This window comes from Thiothrix eikelboomii, from assembly GCF_900167255.1.
In the GTDB taxonomy this organism is placed as follows: domain Bacteria; phylum Pseudomonadota; class Gammaproteobacteria; order Thiotrichales; family Thiotrichaceae; genus Thiolinea; species Thiolinea eikelboomii.
Window position 1 is genome coordinate 23393 of the sequence record NZ_FUYB01000002.1, and the last position, 19532, is coordinate 42924.

Below are 19532 nucleotides of genomic sequence, written 5' to 3' on the forward strand. Positions count from 1 at the left end.
CCTCAAGCAGTGACTAGGCCGCCATTGCGTATCACTTGTTCTAAAACTTCGGCAGGGAATTGAGCTTCTAACAAAGCCACCTCTGCGTGTGCAGCTGCATCTAAATCAGCGCCGACCTCCACTTCGCTAGTCACTCGATGCCATTCAGCCACATAGTCATCCGTGCCTGCTTTGCCTGCACGAATCGCTGCCTTATCAATTGCTTCTTGGAATCTTTCACTGAGTAGGGCTTTGCCTTTGATGCGACCTTTTTTCAAAATGACCTGCGAGGGAATATCACGCCAGTAGACGACAACACGTTCTGCCATTGCTTTCACCTTTGCGCAATACGCGCTAATTCTGTGGCTAACTCACCATAACCAGTTGGCACTAGTTTAAACTCCAAGTGCAAATACTCAGCCGCTGCTTGTGCTTTTGCGAGCAGATCAGGATTTGAGGTTTGTGCCAGATAAACCAAGCGCCGATAATGATTGAAATACATCGGTAGCAGCTCAGGGTGCTGATCGAGCTGCATACCCTTAACGACTAAACGTTCAAAATGCCTAGCGAGAAAATCGGTTAAATAAAAACTCCCTAACTCAGCTTCAGCCAATTCAGCAAAGGCCTGCTGACCCGCAAAAAAGGCATAACAATGAGCACCGGGTAAGCGCTCCACACCCTCAGCTGCAAGCACTCGATCCAACAAGCCCCCTGTACCACAATCCGCATACGCCACGAAAACTTGCGAATATTGCCCACGATGACGTTGAATTTCCGCTCTAACACGCTCAGGGATACGCTCAGGGCGATTATGCAAATCCGCTTCGAGGCATTTTAATTTGAGATGTTCCCAGCCATTTAAGCTTTTAAGTTGCTGAATCTCTCGAGCTATCGCACCACAGGCCAGCACTAAGACTGGCTCTACTTGAGCTGACATTATGCTTAAACTGACATGGTTGAAGCGAGCTTAAGCGGCTTGCCGCTGTTGAACCATCGCGACTCCGGTGCTAGAAGCCGAGGCAGCATCACGACAATAAGCGTCTGCGCCTACCGCCTTACCAAACTCTTCATTTAAAGGTGCGCCACCGACCAAAACAATATAATCCTCACGAATCCCTTTTTCGACCAAAGCATCAATCACTACTTTCATATACGGCATCGTCGTGGTTAACAAGGCAGACATGCCCAGAATATCGGGTTTATGCTCTTCTAAAGCATTCAAATAATCATCAACAGAATTATTGATCCCTAAATCAATCACTTCAAAACCAGCACCTTCCATCATCATCGTCACGAGGTTTTTGCCGATATCGTGAATATCGCCTTTGACCGTACCAATCACCATTTTACCAATCGGTTTAGCGCCAGTTTCTGCTAATAGCGGGCGCAGGATAGCCATGCCACCTTTCATCGCATTCGCGGCTAACAACACTTCAGGCACGAAGAGGATGCCATCACGGAAGTCGACCCCCACAATCCGCATCCCCTCCACCAAAGCTTCCGTCAGAACTTTATCTGCACCCCAGCCACGTTCTAGCAGAATATTGACCCCTTCGACGATTTCATCTTTTAAACCGTCATACAAGTCATCATGCATCTGCGCGACTAACTCTTCGTCATCTAACTCAGCAAGAATCAGCTCATCATCATCGTAGTCTTCTGCCATTACTGGTGCTCCTTAATAATCTTTATCGGGGAAGTCTGCTTTGCGCTTTGCTATAAACTCGAGCAAAGCTTCGTCAATCGCTGGATCCATCGGTGGCAACTCATAATCTGCTAGTACGCGCTTCCACTGTGTATTGGCACGCTGCGCCATATCTTGCCCACCCTCTTCGGTCCATTGCTCAAAACTATTGTTATCTGCAAGAGTAGACCGATAGAAAGCCGTTTCAAAATTGCGCTGAGTATGGGCTGCACCCAAGAAATGCTTACCCGGCCCCACTTCACGGAAAGCCTCCAGAGCTTGACCATTTTCGCTCATATCCACCCCACCTAACAGCACGGATAGCATATTCGCTTGGTCGACATCCATCATGAACTTTTCATAGCCCATGACTAAGCCACCTTCCAACCAGCCAGCGGTATGCAGCATGAAATTTACCCCTGCTAAGGCCGCAGTTTGCAAAGTATTCGCTGCCTCATAAGCCGCTTGCGCATCCGCTAGCTTAGAAGCACATAAACCACCACCACTACGGAAAGGTACTCCCAAACGCCGCGCAAGGGCAGCCACGGTATACATGACTAAGCTAGGTTCAGGCCCACCAAAAGTCGGTGCACCTGATTGCATAGAGACCGCACTTGAGAAAGTACCAAACACCACCGGAGCGCCGGGGCGAACTAATTGTGCAAACGCCATCCCTGCTAAGGCTTCAGCTAAAATTTGGGTCGCCGTACCGACTACGGTGACTGGCGACATCGCACCGGAGAGAATAAACGGTGAAATCACCGTGGCTTGCATATTGCGGGCATAGACTTTTAACGCACCTAACATAGTATCGTCATAAGTCATCGGGGAATTAGCATTGATTAAGCTAGTGGTCACACAATTATTGGTCGCAAACGCTTCACCGAAGACGATTTTTGCCATGTCCACCGTATCTTGTGCACGACTATGGTGAGTGACTGAGCCCATGAAGGGTTTATCGCTGTATTTGAGGTGACTATAAATCATGTCGAAATGACGCTTATTCACCGGCAAATCTACCGGTTCGCACACCGTCCCCCCCGAATGATGTAAGCCCGGACTCATATAAGCCAGCTTGACAAAATTCCGAAAATCTTCGATTGAGGCGTAGCGCCGACCTTTGTCCAGATCACGCACAAACGGTGAGCCATAAGCAGGCGCTAATACCATGCGCCTACCGCCAATCACGGTACTACGCTCTGGATTGCGGGCGTGTTGGATAAATTCTTTAGGTGCAGTCGCCTGAATGATCGAACGACACAGACCACGCGGAAAGCGTACACGTTCCCCCTGAATATCTGCTCCACCTGCTTTGAGCAGGCTTAATGCTTCGGGGTCATCCCGAAAATCAATGCCAATTTCTTCAAGTAGGGTATCTGCATTATCTTCGATGAGTGCCAGACTCGCTTCATCGAGCAGCTCGAAATAAGGAATACGCCGCTCAATAAAGGCCGCTTGTTTGGTCTGAGAAACTTGACGCGCTGCGCGTTTACTATCGCGTCCACCGCCCCGCCGTGCTTGTCTTTCGCTCATGTTCACTACCACCAGACATCCTATGAATGTCTGGCATATTAAATAGCGTTGACTGAACAGTCAATCAATAAAAACAATCACGACAGGTCAAAGATTTGAGAGCTTAAGTCTCGGCTAAAACCCAGTTAAGATCTCGCTAAGACTTTGGTTAAGATCTCACTAAGATCTAGTTAAAATCTTAGCTTCAACGAGTTTTATTTAAGCGTTTTGCATTAGAAACAGCACGCTTATGCACAGGCTTAATACCACTGGTTAGAATTTGCGTCGCGGCTTGCTCTAATTGATCGACTGGATTCTTGGATGATACGGGTGCTGCCCACGGAAACCAGAAGGAAAACCATAAGCGTTGATTAATTTCTAGGGTCTGGAGCAGCATGGCATTCCAAGACTCATAGAAAGCTTCAACTTTCTCTGTTCCCATCCGATAAAACTCACGTTGATCCTTTGCGGATGGATTCGCACCCGCTAACGCCATACGGGTTAGCCGATGAGCGATCACTTGCGGGGCTGCATAAGCGACTTCCGACGCTAGTGTAGGTAATGATTTGGACGAATTGGCCACTCTATTCTCCTAGAGAGATGCTTAAATTGTTGCAGTGCAGCAAATATAGCATAAATCATTCTACGAATGCACTTTAATTCACACGAATCGGAATAAAGCGCTCTGGTTTGGCACTCGGTTTAATCGGTGGCGCCCAAGCATGCCCATAAATCACCTCATACGTCGCCGGATACAGTCCCTGATCCAAACGGTAAGCCTCATACGCCTGATAAAAGTCTTGCAGTCGCTGCTTACCTGTCAAACCACGATGTCGACCTAAGGTCGCATTATTCGCACCAATCGCTTTTAAATCCTGCAATAAGCCCTTCACCGTCGGATAAGTAACCGTGATCAGCTCCCGATCCATAACCGGATCATGAAAACCCGCTGCTAGCAAAGCATCCCCGACATCATGCATATCTACAAATTGACTAGCATGTGTATAGCCATCCACTTGCTGCCAACTTTGGCGCAATTCATACAAAGTATCTGGACCAAATGTGGTAAAGGTCAACAAACCATCTGGACGGATCACCCGTGCACACTCTTGAAAAACAGTGACTAAATCATTGCACCACTGCAACATGAGATTAGAAATTAATAGCTCCGCACAATCATCCTTCAAGGGCAGCTGTTGCACATCCGCATTCACGCCGTGAAACTGTGGCTGATCCAGTAAGCGCGTGTTGGCCGTAGTTACCATCGCCAAAGCCAAATCGACCCCGATCACCTCTGCATGGGGATAACGGCTAAAGAGCTGTTGGCTAATCGCCCCGGTACCACAACCTAGATCTAAAATACGGGCTGGAGCCAAGCGCACATAATCTAAACGCTCGATTAAACGCTGACCAATTTCGCGCTGCAATACAGCGGCCTCATCATAGGTTTGTGCGGCACGCTCAAACCCAGTACGGGTCTTGAAAGGATCAAGGCAGTGAGCTAACTCATTCGGTAGGTGCTTAAAGTGCATGCATGAAATCTTCCACTAAGTTCATAAATTCATCAGGGTGAGTGACAAAGGGTAGATGAGCTGCTTTAGGCAATACCACAATTTGCTCCGCTGGATAATGCAAAGTTTGTAAACCCAGCGCTAAACTACTAGGGATTAATTTATCTAAGCGCCCTAAAATCCACAGGCAAGGTTGCTTAACCGGAGTTGGCCGACAATCAGCACTGCCTAAAATCGCTAAGCCATCTTCTAAGGCAGCTAGACTCGCAGGTTCTTGCAAGATCTGATCGCGCAAAGCCTGCAAAGCCGCTGGATCACTACGTACTCCCATAAATTGCAGGGCAAAGAAACGTTTGACCGTCGCGGTATAATCCTGTGCTAAATTATCCGCAAACTCCTGTAAGACCTCAGCACTTAAAGCATAAGGCCAATCTTCAGCGACGACGAAACGCGGGGTCGTGGCAATCAGCATTAAAGCTGACACCTGCTGAGGTAAACGCTGAGCCAAGGCCTGAGCAATGATACCCCCCAATGACCAACCCATCAGCACTGCCCCGTCTGGAATAATCGGGATGAGCTGCTCAACGACCGCCTCAAGCTGACCTAGTTTAAGGGCAGAACTGCGTCCATGCCCGGGTAGATCAACCCAAGTAACCTGTGCCTGTTGGAGCAAGCGCGCCCGAATCGGTTGCCACACACGTTGGTTCATCCCCCAACCATGCAACACCACCAGCGGCCTACCCTGCCCTTCAGTGACTGTAAAAAGCTGCGACAATTCTCTTCCTTTCACGCTATGATGTTGGCGCATTCTAACAAGCAATAAGGGATCACGCTGCTATGTCCTATGCCCTGCTGATACTGGCTTATTTAATGGGTTCAGTTTCGACCGCCATTATTACCTGCAAATTAATGGGCTTACCCGATCCACGCACCACTGGCTCGAATAATCCGGGGGCAACTAATGTCTTGCGGGTAGGTGGTAAGAAAGCGGCCATCATTACACTCATCGGCGATATGCTCAAGGGCTTGTTACCCGTCCTGTTAGGGCAAGCGCTCGGCCTAAGCTATGGCTGGTTGTTTGCCGTTGGCTTTGCCGCTTTTTTAGGGCATTTATACCCGATTTACTACCAGTTTAAAGGGGGTAAAGGGGTCGCCACTGCACTCGGTGTGTATTTTGGAATACATTTTTGGGCGGGTCTGAGCATTGCCTTGCTTTGGTTATTTATTGCTAAGGTTCTGAAAATTTCTTCACTCGCAGCGCTCATTGCCACCCTCCTCGCGCCGTTAATTTTTTATTTCTTTACTCACAGTGCCAGTTTAGCAGGCGGGATGCTACTGATGACGGGTTTGATTTGGTGGCGGCATCAATCCAATATTAAAAATCTACTCGCTGGCCAAGAAGGCCAAATAAAAATAAATAATCAAGATCAGCATAACGACCAGTAACTATTCACAACATGGCTAATTTCCATACACACCTCACTTGGGCAGCGGCGGGTTCAGGTTTGCTCTCAGTTTTATGCTTACAAGTTGGTTTAGTCAGTCAACAAGATGCTCTGATGCTAGCCTTAGTCGGTACTATCGGCGGAATTTTGCCGGATGTGGATCTGCAACATGCTTATCCGAGCCGGATTATGTTTTCGATGCTAGGCATCTTTGTGGCTTTTTTAATGGTATTTTCTGTTAAAAATGAGATGTCGATCAGTGAGTTATGGTTAGTAGGCATTGGTGCTTTCTTAAGTATTCGCTTTGTATTTTGGCAAGTTTTTCATAAATACACCACTCATCGCGGCTCTATCCACTCGATCCTTGCTGCCTTGTTTGCTACTTTTTCCACGACAGCGGTGAGTTATCATCTATTGGGTAAAAACGACTTCACCGCATGGCTGCTTGGTTTGTTCTTATTTTTAGGGTTTATTCTACATTTAATCCTTGATGAAATTTACAGCGTTGATTTTATGAATTATCGAATCAAGCGTTCTTTTGGCAGCGCTTTAAAATTATTTGACGGCAAAAAACCCGCTAAGTCACTGTTTATGTTAGGAATGACCTTTCTAGTTTGGTTTGCCACCCCGAGTGAACAACGCTTCTGGGATACCTTCACCAGCCCACAGACTTATCAAATTATTAATGGCCGTTTACTCCCCTGAAACAACCATAAATTCCACTTATCGGCTTTTTTACCACATCCGCCAAGATTAAGTTAGAATTCTGTAATCCTTGATAGGATTAGACCACAACTTCAGATCAAAAAATTAAATAACTAAATCTTGTAAAGAGGGGTTCACTCATGTTTCCAAAGATTCACCTGTTTAAAAAGCGCGACTACGCTTATTTGCTAGTGGCAGCTTCGGTGATTGCAGGGAGTATTGCGATTGCAAATACTCAAGGCTCAAAAGCGCCACTGCAAAATACGATGACTGCCTATGTAGTGAGCACCGATCAAGCAGGTAAAGAAGTCCTTGAGCCAGCTAGCGAAGTAGCACCTGGCCAAACTGTCGAATATCAACTGACTTACGAAAATACCAGCACCAACCCATTGAAAGATCTGATTGTCACAGGGCCTGTGCCACGTGTCACCGCTTACATTGGCAAAAGTGCATTTACTGAAGCCAAAGCGAATTTACAAGTGAGTATCGACGGTGGCAAAACCTTCGAAACTGAACCTGTTAAGCGCATGGTGAAAGATGCTAATGGTAAGAAAGTTGAGAAAATCATCCCACCAAGTGCTTATACCCACTTACGTTGGACGATGAAAGAGCCGCTGAATGCAGGTGAAGTCAAAAACTTTGCTTATCGCTCTGTTGTGAAATAATCAAACCAAACCCTTAAGTGTCACTAATTAATAAAAACAAGAGAGAGTCACAATTCATGACCTTCAATAAAAGAAAACTAAGCCAAGTTTGTGCAGGCGCACTGTTGGCTGGTGGTCTAGTCGTTAGTATTGCACCAGCGGTTGCAGCCACTGCTGCTGGTACCCTCATTAAGAACTTAGCGACAGTCACTTATGAAGACTCCGCTGGTAATCAGTATTCCGCTCAATCCAATGAAGCGGTGATTACCGTTAAGCAAGTCTATGAAGCTGAATTAAGCAGCGATAGCACGAAAACAGCGACAGCGGGTCAGATCGCATATATTCAACACACCTTAACCAATAATGGTAATGGTACAGACACTTATACCTTAACCGCGACCAATGATGGTAGTATCGTTGACGATCTCAACGCTGGTTCAGTGAAGGTTTATCGTGATCTGAATGGTAATGGTTTAGTCGATGCAGGTGAACCTGAGGTTAGTAGTGTAACCCTAGCCGCTGGTGACAGTGCTGAATTGGTGATTGCAGTAGCCGTACCGAGCAGTGCAGCCACCGGCGACGAGTTGGGCGTGATCTTAACCGCTACGTCTACGAACGGCACAGTGACTGACGCTAGCCCAAGCAAAGGTACTGATACCCTAGATGGCACTAACCAAGACTTAATCACCGTTTCTGGTGATGCTGTGCTGAACTACACCAAATCAGCGGTCTTAAATGCAGCAACCAACCAAATCACTTATACCTTAACCATTACCAATACCGGTAATCGTGCAGCCACCGATGTGAATATCTATGATGCTATTCCCGTCGATAATGCTGGCACACCAATGACTTTAGTCAGCACCAGTGCGGCAGGCTTATTAACTGCGAATGGTGATACTTTACCTGCTGCAGCCACTTTGGACGAAACAGCACTTAACATTGATTTGAACAATGATGGTGATAAAACCGATGCGGCCTTAGCCGGTATTAGTGGGATTGATGCCTCGATTGCGCCAAACCAGACGGTTAGCGTCAACATGGTTGTACAATACGATCCAGCTACCTTTAACAATAATGCTATCCCTGGCTCTGCTGGCGACATTATTAAAAATACAGCTTGGTTAACGGCCGATTTAGATGGTAATCCAGGTACGACTGAAGAACCGATTCCAACCAATCCAACACAAACTGTCTTGCCACAAAACTATGGCGTTAATACTGCGGACACCGGCGAGAATAACGGCGCTGCTGACACCACTAACAATGGTCAAGACGATGACGCTCTGAATAACACGCAGCTAGTCACTCAAGCACCAGTAGGCTCTTCAGCCCTATTCTTAGTCGATGTCACTAATAATGGCTCGGGTACAGATACCTTTGAATTATTAATCGCTAGAGGCGATTTCCCTGCTGGTACCACTTTCACCATTTGGAATGAAGCCGGTACCGTTCAAATCACTGACACCAATAATGAAGGTGGAGTTGACACCGGTCCATTAGCTTCAGGTGCGACCAAAACCTTCATGGTTAAGGCTCAACTACCATCCACGACTAGCGGTGACAATGGTGGAGCTGGTTTCACAGCCACCGTAACGGCTACCTCGGCTACTGATCCTGCGGTCTCTCCTGCTAGCGATACCACTAACTTAAAGTTGGCTGAAATTACTGCCTCTGGCGTGGACTTAACGGATAGTGCTGACGGTGCAACCCCCGGCGTAAACGTGGATGATCTCGGTGCAACACCTTATACCATCAACGATGGTACTAACCCCGGTGCTCGCCCAACCTTCTCAGGTACGGTTGGTGGTGAGGTAGAAATCCCCTTCTATATTGATAATGACTCAGGTTCTGCTGACTCATTCAAGCTGTATGCTGGTGGTAGCGATGGCACAACCTTAGGTACTTTACCTGCTGGTTGGACTGTAGAATTCTATGCAACCGATGGCTCAGGTAATCGCACTGGCGCCCCAATCACGACCACGCCTTCACTCCCTGCAGGCACGACCGATAAAAAATATATTGCGGTGGTTACGATCTCTGCTGATCCAGCCCAAGCGGCGGCTGACTATGGCACAGTCGATACCAATGCTGATGGTGATGGTGATCAACTGATCTCTATTCGAGTTCTGTCTTCAGCCACTGGCGCATCTGACATTATGATGGATGCGGTGGATGTTGCACCTTTACGTCAAGTTGCCTTGACACCTCCAGGCTCTGATCAAATCCAAGCAGGTGGCTCGGTTGACTATACACACACATTAGACAACACCGGGAATACTGAAGAGACGCTTGAGTTGAGTGCAGCTAACCCCGGCACGACAGCAGGCTGGAATAATACCATCATGGTAGACACCACTGGCGATGGCGTACCTGATAAAGCCGCTAGCCAATTAGCTCCTGGTGATGTTGTTTATGGTAAAGATAACAGTGGCTCTATCGTGCCAGTTGCTTGGACAGATAGCGATAATGACGGCAACCCAGAGGTTACTTTACCAGCGGGCGTGTCTTTAGCCGTTACACCGATTGTGTTTGCTCCTAGCGATGCAGCACCGGGCGAAATCAATACCTTAACCGTCACAGCAACCAATATGGACACTGACACAGACGGTGCAGGTCCTGATACGGCAGGTCCTAATGCCAGCGTAGAAGACATTTCTACAGTGATCTTAGGTCAAGTACGCTTAGTAAAAACCGTTGCCTATGACGCTGGTTGTGATGGCATGGCGGATGGCGCCTTCGCAGCTAACTTAAGTACTCAAGTTGCCCCTGGTGAATGTGCGATTTGGAATATCGTGGCAGAAAACCAAGGTGATACGAATGCTCTGAATGTGATTGTGCGTGACAACGTACCGACCTATACCACCTATAAAGCGGGTAGTTTGAAGTATGCCCTAGGTAGTGCGGCCTTAGCTGCTCGGACGGATGTAGTTGATAGTGACAATGCAGAACAAGTAAGCGGCACGGTATCCTTCTTTGCAGGTACCGGCTCAACAGCAACTGCAGGTGGTACTTTATTACCCGGCCAAACAGCCACTGTCCAATTCAGCACTAAAGTTGATTAATTTTAGATCTGAATAGCGCAAACCGACTCCCTCTACTTTAGTAGGGGGAGTTTTATGAATAAAATGGCGCTGTGGTGATTTCCACAAACACTACCTTGCACCCACACAATTAGAAAAATAACCAAGAGAGGCAGGCATGTTACGCATTCTCAGCGCGTTGATGCTCTTCATGCTCATCAGTGTATTATCTTATGGCCAAGCAGCGACTGCACCGGGCGTAAAGATTACCAATCAAGCAGAAGCGTCATATGTTTACAAAACTAAGAACGGCACACTTGTAAAGGCAAGCTCACTTTCTAATGTGGCGAGTTTAGTCGTTGCGCCCTTATTAGCCGTTGAGCAAAACCAAGATCAGACTCAAGCCTCTAACGTAGGTAAGCCTGTATCTTTCCCCCATACCGTCACTAACACGGGTAATCAAGCGGATTATTACCTGCTGAGCGTGACCAATATGACGGGCGACAATGGTAATCTAGAAAACCTAAAAATTTATTTGGATGAAAACGGCAATGGCCAGGTTGATCCCGGTGAGCCTGAACTCACTAAAACCGACCTTTTAAAGCCCGGCGAAAGCATCCAAGTCGTCGTTGTTGGAACAGTACCCAGCACCAGTCAACCCGGCGACCAATTTACGATTAAATTAACCACCACTTCGATTACTGACCCCAAGGTCATTGATAGTGATATTGATACCGTCAATATTAAGCAAGGTGCGGTGATTCAACTCAATCAGACAGGTGATGTCGATTGCCAAGTTAAACAAGCCATTGGTGATCGGAGTTATCACGAAATTAATTTTAAAAATACCGGATCACAAGCACCTGAAGGACGCAGCATCAATATCGGTGGGCTGAACTACACAGGTATCCTCATTGAAGAAGTCATTGCGACCGAGTATTTTACCCTACTCAAGCAACCGGCCTTCTTCGTTCAACCGAGCCAAGGCATGCTGTTAGTGGCCAATGCTTTAGGTCATTGGAGCTTATACAGTGCTTGGGATGGCAGTAGTCCGATTAGCAAAATCGGGGTTTTAATCCCTGCCAATTATTTAGCAGCCAATCAAGGCGGCAAATTTGGCTATACCTTAGCCGTTAGCAAATTACCCGCCGAAGAAACCGTCATTAACCAACAAGCTACCATCGACACCAATGGCGATGGGACACCGGATTTCCAAAGCAATACGGTTTGTAATACCTTGATTGTTGATCCGATCATTAAAGATCGTGATGGTCAAGATATTGAAGGGACTGTATTTGATTCAGTCGCACTTTCCGGTGTGAGTAATGCCAAAGTTGATTTAATCTCGGTCGCAGATAATGTGGTAGTTAAAACGGTTTATACCGATGCCAATGGTGACTTTAAATTCACAGGTTTGGAAGTGGGTGAATATTATATTAGAACCACTCCACCCTCACCCTATACAGCACCATCGACACATCCACCGGCAGAATATACCACCACTAAATATGACCAAGTGCGTCAGGCTTCCTATGGACTAGCCGGTTATTCGGGGAGCAGCACGAATGCAGGTTTGATTACCGTGGTTGAATCAACCACAAGCTATACCCTTGATATTCCTGTTGACCATACCAGCACACCGACGACTGAGATTGCTATTCAAAAACAAGCCTCTAAAGCCACGGTCTCTATCGGTGAATTAGTGGCTTACACAGTCAAGATTCGCAATACTTCTAGCGAAGATTTGTATAACACGATTATTCGTGACTTGTTACCCGTTGGCTTTAAATATATTAATGGCACCGCCAAATTGGGGAATGAGTTCATCAGTGATCCGCTTTTAACTAGCACCAATGGGCGTAGTCAGTTGGAGTTCCGCATCGGCAACTTCCCTGCTGGTACAGAATTAACCCTCAGTTATATGACGCAGGCTACTGCTAGCGCAACCCAAAGCGAGGGTATCAATACTGCTCAAGCGATTGGCTATGGTGCGAACAATACTGCCATCTCCTCGCCTACCGCCAGTGCTCAAGTGCAATTACAAAAAGTGGGTGTGCTATCTGATCGGGCAATCTTATTTGGACGTTTAGCTTTAGAAAAAGGCTGCCCCATTGGTACACCTGAAGAACAAGCGAATGGCTATCCCTTAGCTGGCGTGCGTCTGTATATGGAAGATGGGACTTATGTGATCACAGATATTAACGGTCAATACAGCTTGTATGGCTTACAGCCCGGTGTGCATGTCCTTAAAGTCGACCAACATACCGTGCCAACAGGCCTTGATTTCCATGTGATAGATATGGCCCAAGCGGGTGATCCTGATAGCCGCTTTGTGGATTTGATTCCCGGTGATTTTTATCGTGCTGATTTTGTAGCGGGTTGTCCACAGGTTGAAACCCGCACTATTCAAGAATGTGCTGAACCTAAGACCAAGCAAATCCAAGAATGCACGCAAAAACCCGTGGTCACGACTACCACTGAAATGGCGACTCGTACTGTTAAAAACCCCGTGCAAGCCATTCACTTCGATTCCGGTAAAGCAGTTATTCCAGCGGAGTATTTGCAAAAGCTGAATAAAGTCGTGCAAATGACCAAGGATAAGCAAAATGTACGCTTCCAGTTTGTAGGACATACCGACAATGAGCGCTTGAAGCCCTCGACTAAAGCCCAGTTTGGAACTAACCAAGGTTTATCTGAAGCCCGTGCTCGAGAAGTCGCTGACTATGTTCAACAAAACTTAGGTCAAACTATTCAGATCAGTGTGGCAGGCCGAGGCGAAACTCAACCGATTGCTAGCAATGCTAATCCACAAGGAATGGCAAAAAACCGTCGCGTTGAATTAATCCTAAGTTATGACGAGCCGGTACAAAAGCAAGTCCAACAAGAGCAAGTCCAACAAGAGTGCACCACCCGTGAAGTCGCGGATGAACGCTCTGCTGGTTGTACTACGCGCACTGTCACGGTGGATAATCCAGCCATCAATGCCCTGCTTGCAAAAAATAAAACGACTGCTCAAGGCTGGAATAATGAAATCCAGAATCTGGATCCGGCTAACGCGGATAACTTACAGAATCTTGCGCGCTTTGCGGATAAGAATGGCGATATTTCCAATGGTTTAATGGAGGCTCATCGCCAACAAGTCAAAAAGCAACAAGAAAACTTCGCCACTGAACACGCGGCTGAAATTGAACAGCAAACTCAAGAGCCTGCCATTCCCAATCCTAAGGAAGTGGTAAAAACCTTGACTAATGATCAAGCTAAAAATGGCACTTGGTTATGGCCTTTGAGTGATACTAGCTTAGATGGTCGCTTTATGGTCGTCGTGCGGGCTGAAACTGATCCGGTTCTGTTGGTCAATGGCCAAGCCGTCTCTAGTAGTCAATTGGGTGAGCAGATTGTAAATAAAAGTGCGAAAGCTCAAGTCCTCGCGTGGTACGGTGTCGATCTGCAAGAAGGGATGAATGAAATTAAAGTCGTGGCTAAGGATGGCTTTGGTAATGAGCGTACCTTGGCTGAAAAGACCGTGAAGCGCCCTTCTGCAGGGGTAGCGATCAAACTGAAAGTGGACGGTACACTGACTGCGGATAGTGGTCGTTCCACCGTGCCAGTACACATTGAAATTTTGGACGTCAATAATTACCCCGCTAAAGGTACTTATTTCCTCACCCTAGAAGCCAGTGATGGCAGCTGGGCTGAGCCAGATATTCAAGACCAAGTACCCGGCCATCAAGTCAAAGTCACCAATGGGACACGTACTGTCCATCTACGCAGTTCGTCCACCAGTGGAGAAATCAAATTACGCATCTCTACGGGGACACTGCAAAGCGAAACCGATCTGGCACAAATCGCTGAGATGCGCCCACTAATCGCTGTTGGTTTACTGGATCTGCGTGCACATACCGGTTATGCCAAAGGTTATAAGAGCTTAGGTTTAACCCAGCTTGATCCTAATGCCGAAGGCACGGAGTTTGACGGCCGCTCAGCCTTATTTGTCAAAGGTAGAATTCGTGGCGATATGCATTTGACGATGGCCTATGACAGCGCTAAGGACAAAGAAGCCGAGTTGCTGCGTGATATTAATCCTGATGAATATTATCGCGTCTACGGTGATTCGTCCTTACGTGGGTTTGAAGCTCAAAGCCGCAGCAAACTCTATGTGAAAGTCGAGAAAGATCGTAATAGCGCGATGTGGGGCGACTATATCACTGACAATGATGCCAATAGTGCGGATATTGCCCGAGTTTCACGCACACTGACTGGTTTTAATGGTGTGTATAACAATGGCCAAACCCGCCTACAAATGTTCGCGGCACAACAAGACAATCTACGCGGTTATGAAGAGATTCCGGGTAATGGCACGGCTATGCACTATCAACTGCAAGGCCATCCGATTGTACGCAACTCGGATATTGTTGAAATCATCACCCGTGATCGTGGCAATATCGGTCTGATCACCAAAACTGAGAAACTCGAGCGCTTCCGTGATTACTCCTTAAATGAAGTTACGGGTTATATCAGCTTCCATAAAGTTATTCCGACTTTAGATGAAGACTTAAACCCCGTGTCGATTCGGATTAGTTATGACCGAGTTGAGCAAGGTGATGATTACTTAGTCGCAGGGGTTCGCTTACTGCATCGCTTTACAGATGAGTTTAGTGCCGGTGCTAGCTACACCAAAGATGATCACCGCACTGAAGGCTCTGACGTGGCTGGAGTATTTGCTCAGTACAAAACCGCTGACACTGAAATCCAAGCCGGTGTCTCGAAAATGACCCATGCCAATGGTGACGAAGATGGCACGGCGGTGCGCTTACAAGCCAGTAAGAAATGGAATGAAAACTCACGCACACAAATCACTGCCGTTCAAGCGGATGCGGGTTATACCAATTCAACGGGCGGGGTGACAGCTGACCGTCGTGAGCTGAAATTGACTCATGAGCAAAAACTAACGGCTAACTTAGAGGGTAAAGCTGAGCTGACGCATAGTGAATCTTTAAGTACTGAAGACCAACGCCAAACCGCTGAGCTGAGTGTGACCACTAAATTGGAGGATTGGAAACTCAAAGGTGGGGTACGTCATATTCGCCAAGAGGATGCCAATGGTCAGGAAAACATCAATACCGCGATGGTAGGCGTTGAGCGCAATATCAAAATTTTTGAGCGCAACGGTAATGTGAAAGCAGAATACGAGCGTGAAATTGGTGGTAGCTCTGATCGGCAACGTGCCAGCGTCGGTGCAGACCTTGAGATTAATGATAAAACTAAAGCGTATATTCGTTATGAGCAAGCTGATCGCTTATCCAGTGGTAGCTTGGCGGGTGCGGTTGATACCAGCAATAGCTTAGTGGCTGGGGTGAAAACACAAGTATTACCCTCGACTGAGCTGTATTCTGAATACCGGATCGAAGGCGATATTAGTGGCGAAGACATGGTGGCCGTGAACGGAGCGAAAGCGACTTTTGACTTAGAGAAAAATCTAGTCGTCACGCCCGGGATTGAGTTCATGAACTATGACGGCAACTCAGAGAAAAGCGATAGCGTCGCAGCCTCGGTGGGTTTAAGTGATACCCGTGATCCTGATGCCAAGAAGCTCTTGCGCTTAGAAACTCGCCACAGTGATGATGAAAAATACTATGGTGCCAGTGGTACTTATGTGCAAAAGCTGAATGAATCGACCACGGTCATGGCTCAAGATGAACTGCGTTATCAGCAGTTTGAAGATGGCCGTGAAGATGCCATGCAGAACACCCTGACCTTAGCCGCTGCTCATCGCCCTGCAGGCGATGGTGACTACAATGCACTGTATGCTTATAAATGGGATAAGAATGATGCGGATAATACCAATACGCATATTCTGTCCACTCAACAGCATTATCGTGTGAATGAAGAAGTGGATGTCTCGGGTCGTCTTGGTGCTAAACATCAAGCCCTCGCTGGGGATAACACTGAAACTAGCTCAAATGCAGTCTTAGCGGATGGTCGGGTACTCTGGGATCTGAACGAGCGCTTTAGCTTCGATGTTCACGGTGGCTTATTGAATAGTAGTGATGCTGAGACAGCTTATTCTTTAGGTGCAGGTGTGGCATTTAATCTGATCGACAATGTGCGCTTAGGCGCTGGCTATAACTTCATTGGCTTTAGCGATAGTGATCTTGATTCGGAAGGTTTCAATGCTCAAGGTGGCTATGTTGGCTTACAAATGAAAGCGGATGAAGCTTTATTCGGTTGGTTAGCAGGTGACAAACCTGCCTGCGCTCCCCAATACATGGCGGGTCGTGATCAATTAAATGCAGAGGCCAAACGTGCTGAAGATGATTGCAACAAAAACAATAATGAAAAGAAGGCTGCTAATCATGAGCAAAACCCAACTGAGTAACATGAATCGTCTCGTTCTCTTGGTCGTGATGACCTTGGTGCTCATTCCCTTGGAAACCTGGGCGCTGACTGCTGCGAATACCCTAATTCGCAACCAAGCCAGCGCAAGTTTCAAAGATGAAGCGGGTACTGCTTACAATGTCACTTCCAATATGGTGGAAACCTTAGTCCAACAAGTGGCTGGTTTAGAGTTGGTGCAAACCCAAACTAAACTGGCCAGTGCTGGGGCGAGTGTTGACTTCCCCCATGTGCTGACGAATACCGGAAATGGCGATGATAGCTTCACCTTAGCGTCTACTGAAATGACCGGCGATGCTTATGATTTCACGACCGTAAGCTTCTATGCTGATGCCAATCAAGACGGTCAGGCGGATGATTTAAGTAGCCCGATCACGCAAACGCCGTTATTAAAGGCCGGTGAAAGTTTCTCCTTTGTGGCGATTGCCGACGTGCCAGCCAGCCTCAGTGATGCGAGTCAAGGTCGATACACCCTAACCGCTGCTAGTGTGTTCACACCAGCGACGCAAGCCACGAATATTGATACGGCTGAGGTGAATAGCAATGCGGTATTAGCAGTTACCAAGTCGATGAGTGCGACGCAAGGCATGGCCGGAAGTGGCAATTACACGGTGACTTTGCGCTATCACAATACGAGTGCTTTGGATGCCACTAATGTCACTTTGATTGATGCTTTGCCCACAGGAATGGAGTATGTGGCTAATAGTGCGCGTTGGAGTGAAAGTGGTGCTACCGTCTTGACTGATGCCAATCCAAACGATGCTCAAGGGAGCGTACCGACGATTACCTATTGCGCCTATGACAATAGCTGCACAGGCTTACCAGAAGCCGCCCAAGATGCTGACACCAATAGTACCAATCAGGTGACTGCTATCATTAATCAAGTCAGTGCCGGGGTATCGGGTGAATTGCGCTTTGAGGTAAGAATTGGGGCTAATGTGCCTGCCTCGATTTTAACCAATACGGGTGAGTATTTATTCCATGATGGCAGTGTGACCACCTCACCTTTCACGACGAATCCAGTTAAATTTGAAGTATTGCAAGATGTCGGGGTCGTCACAAATGGTAGTGTCGGCAGCAGTGTGGATGGCACGAGTGAGCCGATTGTGGTCGCGAGCATCCCTCAAGGGGGTACTGCAGTCTTTAATGACTATGTGTGGAACACTGGTAATGGGGTGGATAGCTTTGATTTAACCCTAATCAATAGCAATTTCCCAGCAGGTACTGTCTTGCATTTATTTCAAGCCGATGGCTATACGCCCCTGCTCGATACAAATGGCAATGGGATACCTGATACCGGTAATTTAGATCCTAATACGAATGCACTGATTGTGATTAAAGCGACCTTACCACCGAGTGTGACTGGAACAACACCTTATTCTGTCAGCTTACTAGCGACTTCGTTTAAAGATAATAGCCAGTCTAATCCTGCTATTAATACCTTGAGCGCGATTGGTGCTAATTCGGTTGACTTAACCAATACAGCCGCCTTAGGTCAACCCGGTGTCTTAGGTACAGGAGTCGGACCAGAACCTGCGGCTGTCACCACAAATAATGCGATGCCCGGTAGTCAATCAGGTTTTGTACTCTATGTGAATAACACCAGCAGTGTTGCGGATAATTTTAATCTACAAGCCAGTACTGACAGTAGTTTTGCTAGTGTCGCTATTCCAGCAGGTTGGCAGGTGCGCTTTTTGGATGAGCAAGGCAAAGCCATTACGAATACCGGCCCTATTGCAGCGGGACAACATAAACGGGTCTTCGTGGAAGTGAGTGTACCGGCTAATGCCACCAATAGTATTGTCGATCTTTACTTCCGTGCCTTATCACCAGTGACGGGGGCGAGTGATATTAAACATGATGCTGTTGCTGTCGGTGCAGTCACTGACTTGGTATTGTATCCAGACCATACCGGACAAGTATTACCGGGTGGCTCGGTTGTTTATTCCCATTGGCTCACTAACCAAGGGAATGTAAGCAAAACCAATATTAGCCTAAGCACCACAGATGCCAACGAAGGCTGGAGTTCATTGCTCTATGCTGACACGGATGGCAATGGGGTATTAAGTGGTGGAGATCAACCCTTAACCACCGTACCCAGCTTAGCCGCCGGTAGTTCCGTATTGATCTTTGCCAAAGTCTTAGCGGCTGCCGATATTCAATTAGGGATTGCGAATATCACCACGGTTCTGGCGACTTGGGATGCAGGTGCATCGAGTACACAAGCGATCGACGTGACCACCACGAATAGTTCGGATGTCTCGATACGCAAGCAACAAGCCCTGGATGCTAACTGTGATGGCAATGAAGAAACGGCCTTTACCCATGCCTTATTCACGGCTGAACCCGGTCAATGCGTGATTTATCAATTAACCGCAACCAATACAGGTGCTGAGCAAGTACGTAATGTACGCATTCAAGATGCGACTCCTGCGTATACTAGCTTTATCACCAATGGGGGTTTACCCAGCTTAAGTCAAGGCACCCTCGCCTCGGCGATTAGTCCAGGTGGGCGCGGTGAAGTTATTGGTCTCATGGGGGTTTTACCCGCTGGTGCAAGTGCCACCTTAGTCTTTGGAGTGCGGATCGAATAACCTAAAACTAGGCGACTCCCATCACTCATACCGACAGCTACG

General features: G+C 47.3%; 13 protein-coding genes. 6 read left to right on the forward strand and 7 right to left on the reverse strand.

The genetic code is table 11. The features are described 5' to 3' along the window. Positions 1-2: 2 nt before the first annotated feature. From B5D50_RS02080 to bioH, 7 genes are all read right to left on the reverse strand, one after another. Entirely contained in the window at positions 3-308 is a 306-nt protein-coding gene (locus B5D50_RS02080; protein WP_078920929.1) for a virulence factor, read from the reverse strand. Between the two features lie 5 nt (positions 309-313). Further along, the gene (locus B5D50_RS02085) at positions 314-916 is read right to left on the reverse strand and encodes a DUF1638 domain-containing protein (RefSeq protein WP_078920930.1); all 603 of its coding nucleotides are present in this window, start codon (positions 914-916) and stop codon (positions 314-316) included. A 30-nt stretch (positions 917-946) separates the two neighbouring features. Then, complete coding sequence (locus B5D50_RS02090) at positions 947-1645, reverse strand: corrinoid protein (protein ID WP_078920931.1); 699 nt, start codon at positions 1643-1645, stop codon at positions 947-949. A 12-nt stretch (positions 1646-1657) separates the two neighbouring features. Beyond that, positions 1658-3196 carry a trimethylamine methyltransferase family protein gene (locus B5D50_RS02095; protein WP_078920932.1) on the reverse strand — a complete coding sequence of 513 codons (1539 nt, stop codon included), beginning with the start codon at positions 3194-3196 and terminating at the stop codon, positions 1658-1660. Positions 3197-3380: 184 nt separating this feature from the next. Next, the gene (locus B5D50_RS02100; protein WP_200807010.1) at positions 3381-3758 is read right to left on the reverse strand and encodes a polyhydroxyalkanoate granule-associated phasin; all 378 of its coding nucleotides are present in this window, start codon (positions 3756-3758) and stop codon (positions 3381-3383) included. A 73-nt stretch (positions 3759-3831) separates the two neighbouring features. Continuing rightward, positions 3832-4707 (reverse strand): malonyl-ACP O-methyltransferase BioC, encoded by an 876-nt coding sequence (bioC, locus tag B5D50_RS02105; RefSeq protein WP_078920933.1) that lies wholly within the window; start codon positions 4705-4707, stop codon positions 3832-3834. Further along, positions 4697-5461: a pimeloyl-ACP methyl ester esterase BioH gene (gene bioH / locus B5D50_RS02110; protein ID WP_078921246.1), complete on the reverse strand. Its 765-nt coding sequence runs from the start codon at positions 5459-5461 to the stop codon at positions 4697-4699. Before bioH ends, bioC begins: the two co-directional genes overlap by 11 nt. A gap of 62 nt (positions 5462-5523) precedes the next feature. Here bioH and plsY point away from each other — a divergent pair, with 62 nt between their 5' ends. From plsY to B5D50_RS02140, 6 genes are all read left to right on the forward strand, one after another. Then, a complete protein-coding gene (gene plsY, locus B5D50_RS02115; protein ID WP_078920934.1) occupies positions 5524-6132 on the forward strand; it encodes a glycerol-3-phosphate 1-O-acyltransferase PlsY in 609 nt (202 codons plus the stop codon). An 11-nt stretch (positions 6133-6143) separates the two neighbouring features. Further along, positions 6144-6836, forward strand: coding sequence for a metal-dependent hydrolase (locus B5D50_RS02120; protein WP_078920935.1), 693 nt, complete (start codon positions 6144-6146; stop codon positions 6834-6836). Between the two features lie 140 nt (positions 6837-6976). Then, positions 6977-7501, forward strand: a complete 525-nt coding sequence (locus B5D50_RS02125; protein ID WP_078920936.1) for a DUF11 domain-containing protein — start codon at positions 6977-6979, stop codon at positions 7499-7501. A gap of 56 nt (positions 7502-7557) precedes the next feature. Further along, positions 7558-10545 (forward strand): beta strand repeat-containing protein, encoded by a 2988-nt coding sequence (locus B5D50_RS02130; RefSeq protein WP_078920937.1) that lies wholly within the window; start codon positions 7558-7560, stop codon positions 10543-10545. A gap of 136 nt (positions 10546-10681) precedes the next feature. Continuing rightward, positions 10682-16879: an OmpA family protein gene (locus B5D50_RS02135; RefSeq protein ID WP_078920938.1), complete on the forward strand. Its 6198-nt coding sequence runs from the start codon at positions 10682-10684 to the stop codon at positions 16877-16879. Then, the gene (locus tag B5D50_RS02140) at positions 16857-19490 is read left to right on the forward strand and encodes a DUF11 domain-containing protein (protein ID WP_159448548.1); all 2634 of its coding nucleotides are present in this window, start codon (positions 16857-16859) and stop codon (positions 19488-19490) included. The genes B5D50_RS02135 and B5D50_RS02140 overlap by 23 nt, the downstream gene beginning before the upstream one ends. Positions 19491-19532 lie beyond the last annotated feature (42 nt).